This is a genomic window from Microcoleus sp. Z1_A1 (assembly GCF_036700305.1).
Classification (GTDB): domain Bacteria; phylum Cyanobacteriota; class Cyanobacteriia; order Cyanobacteriales; family Microcoleaceae; genus Microcoleus.
On the sequence record NZ_JAUBOR010000092.1, the window covers coordinates 1 to 5507 of the forward strand.

A 5507-nucleotide genomic window follows, 5' to 3' on the forward strand; every position below is an offset into this window, starting at 1 on the left:
TAATAGACCGAGGGCTTGACCTCTCTTTCTACATGGTGATGATGATGACTTAATTCTCTGCAGTCTTCAGGGTTTTTCACCCTTACTACTTTTTGGTAGTTTCAAAATACTCAGTGGCATCACTGAGATACTACTAATTTTTAGATGGTTAAACGCCCTGGTTCCAGCTCGAAAATAGCTCAATCCCTGGAACCATTTTTAAACAAAAGCACCTCTCTGTACAGATAGGTGCTTTGTTGTTTTTGCTAATTAAGCTTTGTTGTTTTTGCTGATTAATTTTTAATTTGCTATACCTGTTAAAGTAATTTCGATCGCCCTCAACCCTCAACACGATTTCATGCTATGTGGGAGAAAATTGCCGCGCACATCTCTGAAACAGCCGGAGAAACATTTTCGATCGACAATCGCCGTTCCGTCAGCGGTGGCTGCATCAATCAAGGCTATTATATCAGCAGCAGTTCCCGCACTTACTTCGTGAAAATCAATCAAGCTTCCCAAGTCGCGATGTTTGAAGCTGAAGCGCTGGGTTTGCAGCAAATGCGGGAAACCCAGACGATTCGAGTACCTGAGCCGATTTGCTGGGGAACTGAGGGGAATTCCGCTTATATTGTGCTGGAATGGCTGGATTTGGGAGGACGCGGGGGCGATCGAGCTTGGGAAGAAATGGGGCGAAAACTCGCCGAAATGCACAAATACACCCCCCCCAGCCCCCCCTTGCTAAGGGGGGGAGAAGAGCCTAATTCTAGCTTGCTAAGGGGGGGAGAAGAGCCTAATTCTAGCTTGCTAAGGGGATTTTTTGGTTGGGAGATTAATAATACGATCGGCTCAACTATACAAATTAATAATTGGACGGCAAATTGGGCCGAATTTTGGGCCGAACATCGGATTGGTTATCAGTTAAAATTGGCTAGGCGCCGGGGAGGTCATTTTCCGCAAGGAGAACGTTTATTAGAGATGATTCCTGAATTGTTAGCTGGTTATGAACCTCAACCCTCGCTAGTTCACGGGGATTTGTGGGGGGGAAATGCGGGGGTGACATCTGCGGGGGAACCGGTGATTTTTGACCCGGCGGCATATTTGGGAGATAGAGAAGTTGATCTTGCGATGACCGAGCTATTTGGTGGATTTCCGGCGCAGTTTTACCGGGGATATAATCAGGTTTTGCCTTTGGATTCAGGGTATGAAGAACGCAAAACTCTTTATAATCTCTATCACATTTTAAATCATTTTAAATTGTTTGGTGGGAGTTACGAGTCCCAGGCGAATCAGATGATTAGTCGAATTTTGGGTTAGTTAAGAATCAGATGCTTTTTAAACCGCAGATGCACGCAGATAAACGCGGATTTAAGGTTTATCTGCGTGGGATGCAAGTTTATTTTTGCTTAGCAGCAGCTTTTTTCTTCGCTTCTTTTTCTGCTTTTTTAGCTGCTTTTTCTGCTTCAATTTTGGCTAACTTGGCTAGCTCTTTTTCTTCAGCTATTTTATCGAGATAGTAGTGGTAATCTCCCAAATAAGGGCGAAACTCTCCGTCCCGAATCTCGACTATTTTGTTAGCGACTTGGGAGATGAAATAGCGATCGTGCGAAACGATAATTACGGTACCGTCATAATTCTGAATCGCCTCTTCCATCATCTCTTTCGCCGGAATATCGAGGTGATTTGTAGGTTCGTCCAAAATTAGCAAATTCACAGGAGTCAACAGCATTTTTGCCAAAGCTAGGCGGGCTTTTTCGCCGCCGCTTAAAGCGCCAACTTGTTTGAATACTGTTTCGCCCGTAAATAAGAAACGGCCCAACAAAGTCCGAACTTCTTCATTTTTCCAGTCGGGTACTTCGTCGTGAATCGTTTGCATCACGCTTTTATTCAAATCTAAGGCCTCTGCCTGATTCTGTTCAAAGTAACCGGGGATGACGTTGTGGCCTCCCAATTTGACAGTACCTTCAGTCGGCTTTTCCAAGCCCATAATCATCCGCAGCAGAGTAGATTTACCCGCGCCGTTGGGGCCGAGAAAGGCTATGCGATCGCCCCTTTCAATTAATAAGTCGGCTCCTAAAAATAGGATTTTTTCGCCGTAGGTGTGTACCAAATCTTCAATTATTGCTACTTCGCGGCCGCTGCGGGGTGCGGGGGGAAACCGGAAATGCAAAGTTTTTAATCCGCCGGTGGGCGCTTCGATGCGTTCGATTTTGTCTAACTGTTTCTCGCGGCTTTTGGCTTGGGTGCTGCGAGTAGCGCTGGCGCGGAATTTTTCAACGAATGCTTGCTGTTTTTCGAGTTCTTTTTGCTGGCTTTCGTAGGCGCTGAGTTGGGCTTCTCTGGCTTCTGCTTTTTGTAGCAGATAGGAGGAGTAGTTGCCAAGGTAGGTGCTGGAAACGCCGCGTTCGGTTTCGACGATTTGGGTGCAGAGCCGATCGAGAAATTCTCGGTCATGGGATACGATTACCATTGGGGTTGTCAGCCCTTTGAGGTATACTTCCAGCCATTCGATCGTTTCTAAGTCGAGGTGGTTGGTAGGTTCGTCTAGCAGCAGGATGTCGGGTTTTTGCAGGAGAATTTTGCCCAAACTCATCCGCATTTGCCAGCCGCCGCTGAAGGCGCTGACTAATCGATCGCCATCTTCGGGTTCAAATCCGATTTCGGGCAGAATTTTCTCGATTTGGGCTTCTAAACCGTAGCCGTTTAAGCCTTCAAATTGCCGTTGCAGCCGATCCATTTTGTGGATCAGTTCGTCGAGATTTTCTGGAGAGGAGTTTTCCAAGTCTCGATGGACTTGCATCAGGGATTCGTGGACTTCGTTGGCTTCGCTGAAGGCGCGCCAAAATTCTTCTTTGACGGTGCGAGTCGGATCTACTTCAAATTCTTGGGAGAGGTAGGCGATGTGGAGGCTGGCGGGGCGAATGACTTCGCCTGCGGTGGGTTCGATTTCGCCGGCGATGATTTTGAGTTGGGTGGATTTACCGGCACCGTTAACGCCGACTAAGCCGATGCGATCGCCCGGTTTGACTTCCCAGGTGACATCTTTGAGTACGACGCCTGTGGGGTAAATTTTACTGATGTGTTCGAGTCGCAGCATTGTTGTGGGGACTGGGGAAGGGCAGGTTTAGCGGCGGATGGGATGCCGGCGCTGAGGTCGAGTTAATCTTAACAAATTTTAATTATATTTAGGGTATTGCCAGATTTTGATTTGGTAGGAGTTACGGGAAGAAACCGGGTTTCTATGAAAAATCGCAGATTCTGGGCTAGAGATATAGGAAGAAACCCGGTTTCTGGCCTCGATGTGGGTTCAGGACTATTTGGGTGGGGCGATCCTCTTCGAGGGCAACGCTTACGGGCGATCGTGTTGTTTGAGATTGAATTTCTCGAATAATGGTTGAGACTTCTGCACATTATAATAGTCAGTGTCAACCTCGATCGCAAAAGAGAGCGATCGTGCCAGCAAGAGACATTTATCATCAAGTTGTCAAACAGGCTCTGATTAAGGCTGGCTGGACAATTACCCACGATCCGTATCCCTTGGCTTGGGCGAAGAGAAACCTATCGATCGATCTTGGTGCCGAACAGCTATTAGCTGCTGAGAACAACGATCGCAAGATAGCCGTTGAAGTTAAAAGTTTTATCAGAGAGTCTAGAATTGCAGATTTAGAGCAAGCTTTGGGTAAATATACTCTTTACTATGACATCGCAAAACGGACGGAATCAGAAAGACAACTGTATCTGGCAATTCTACTAAATGCTTTTACAGAGCTTTTTGAAGGAGAAAATTTTGGTCAGATATTGCTAGATAATAACCGCCTAAATTTGGTTGTTTTCAACCCAAAAACCGAGGAAATAGTACAATGGATAGCTTAAATAATTATCGCCAACTTGTTAGACAGCTCCTTACTGAATACGCTGAGATTCCCGTTTGTGATAGTGGGACGCAAAACGCCACAATTTTTGATGTAGAAAATGACCGCTATATGTTAATCAATATAGGTTGGTTTAACGAGCAGCGCATTCACCATTGCGTGATTCATATTGATATTATTGATGGTCAGGTGTGGATTCAAGCAAATAATACCGATCGCCTGATTGCTGAGGAGTTAGTTGCAGCGGGAATTCCGGCTAAATCAATTGTTTTGGGACTGCAACCGCCTGATGTTAGACCGTATACTGCTTATGGAGTGCCTTGTAGTGAACAGCAGCGAGAATCCTTGAAAGTATGATGGAGTGGAAGGGATTTGACTTGGAGGGCGATGCCCTACGGGATAGCTTCGCTTCACGCGCTTCAACTTTAAAGCAGGCGATCGGAGGTGCCATCGCCTTCAGCAAATTCCCTTAAACTCAAGTAAAATAAGACAGCCATTATCGCCACAAAACCTAATTCACCATGCAAACCTCAACATTTGACAGCATTTTAGACGAGATCGAAACCTTGTCTATAGACGAACAAACTGCTTTACTTGTCATCATGCACCGGAGACTTAGCGATCGCCGTCGCACCGAAATTGCTGCTAACATTGCACAAGGAAAACAAGACTATCAATCTGGAAAGGTCTTTCGAGGTACAGTTAATGAAGCGATCGCGGAGCTAAACCGTTGAAACTTATCACCTTTGCTCAATCATTTAAACGTGCTTACAAAGCCCTCATTCGCAAACACCCGGAACTACAGCCCAAAGTTGAAGCTATTTTAAGACTTTTGGCAGAAAACTCTTTCGAGCCATCACTACAAACACACAAACTCAAAGGTCAGTTAGCGGGATCTTGGGCTTGTTCTGTGGAGTATGACTGTCGGATTGTATTTAATTTTGTTGAGAATCCAGAGTCAGGAGATGAGGAAATTCTCTTGCTTGATATTGGTAGCCATGATGAGGTGTATTGAAAATGCTAGTTTATGCGATCACCTCTTTCTATCTGCTTTTTTAATATGGAAGAAAGGTATCCGCTCAATAAATAGGGGTAACAGAAAAAACTGTAGTTTAGACTAACTAAAGATGAGAACGGTGGCCCAAGAAAAACTAGAGCCACCGTTAAGGAGAGAATGAGGGTGAAAAATAACAACCTATTCACTCCTTAAATGAACAGTGAACGATTAAAGGACTTTCGTCAAGAAGCATACGAGTTATTGGTACGAGGCAAGGATGCAACATTCGAGCTCATGGATGCAGTGATGACCACCAGTAATTCGTCATGTTTGGCCGAATTTTCGCTCAATCCATTATTTAATCGTCAATGGTCAAGCGTTTACGAGGCATTGCAAGACTGTAGGCCAGACCGGAAAAAACTGATGCTGCTGTATCTCCAGCAATTAGAACAGCAAGTACCCGTAGCAGAACATCTGTTAGTGGCAATTGACCACACTGCATGGGGGAGACCAGATGCTAAAACATTAAAAGATAGAACCCATGAATATCAGGGGGGCGTAATTATTGGACAAGGGTACAGTACAATTGCGTGGAGTGCGACTCGTTTAATCCAAATGGATAAAGAATATCCAAGGACGATTAGCCTAACCCTCTGGTTAGT

The 5507-nt window shown here is 45.3% G+C and carries 8 protein-coding genes; 7 read left to right on the forward strand and 1 reads right to left on the reverse strand.

The features are described from left to right. Positions 1–342: 342 nt before the first annotated feature. Complete coding sequence (locus tag QT973_RS26670; RefSeq protein WP_333058615.1) at positions 343–1293, forward strand: fructosamine kinase family protein; 951 nt, start codon at positions 343–345, stop codon at positions 1291–1293. 79 nt (positions 1294–1372) lie between these two features. Here QT973_RS26670 and QT973_RS26675 read toward each other — a convergent pair whose 3' ends face one another. Next, positions 1373–3073, reverse strand: a complete 1701-nt coding sequence (locus tag QT973_RS26675; protein ID WP_333321171.1) for an ABC-F family ATP-binding cassette domain-containing protein — start codon at positions 3071–3073, stop codon at positions 1373–1375. Positions 3074–3217: 144 nt separating this feature from the next. Here QT973_RS26675 and QT973_RS26680 point away from each other — a divergent pair, with 144 nt between their 5' ends. The 6 genes from QT973_RS26680 to QT973_RS26705 form a co-directional block, all read left to right on the forward strand. Then, complete coding sequence (locus QT973_RS26680) at positions 3218–3367, forward strand: hypothetical protein (protein WP_333058613.1); 150 nt, start codon at positions 3218–3220, stop codon at positions 3365–3367. After that, positions 3367–3849 (forward strand): element excision factor XisH family protein, encoded by a 483-nt coding sequence (locus QT973_RS26685; RefSeq protein WP_333058612.1) that lies wholly within the window; start codon positions 3367–3369, stop codon positions 3847–3849. Before QT973_RS26680 ends, QT973_RS26685 begins: the two co-directional genes overlap by 1 nt. Next, complete coding sequence (locus tag QT973_RS26690; RefSeq protein ID WP_333212831.1) at positions 3837–4205, forward strand: XisI protein; 369 nt, start codon at positions 3837–3839, stop codon at positions 4203–4205. Before QT973_RS26685 ends, QT973_RS26690 begins: the two co-directional genes overlap by 13 nt. A gap of 164 nt (positions 4206–4369) precedes the next feature. Continuing rightward, complete coding sequence (locus QT973_RS26695; protein WP_194062328.1) at positions 4370–4582, forward strand: hypothetical protein; 213 nt, start codon at positions 4370–4372, stop codon at positions 4580–4582. After that, positions 4579–4863 carry a type II toxin-antitoxin system RelE/ParE family toxin gene (locus QT973_RS26700; protein ID WP_194062326.1) on the forward strand — a complete coding sequence of 95 codons (285 nt, stop codon included), beginning with the start codon at positions 4579–4581 and terminating at the stop codon, positions 4861–4863. The genes QT973_RS26695 and QT973_RS26700 overlap by 4 nt, the downstream gene beginning before the upstream one ends. Before the next feature lie 195 nt (positions 4864–5058). After that, on the forward strand, positions 5059–5507 hold a 449-nt coding region (locus tag QT973_RS26705), incomplete at its 3' end, for a hypothetical protein (RefSeq protein ID WP_333314864.1).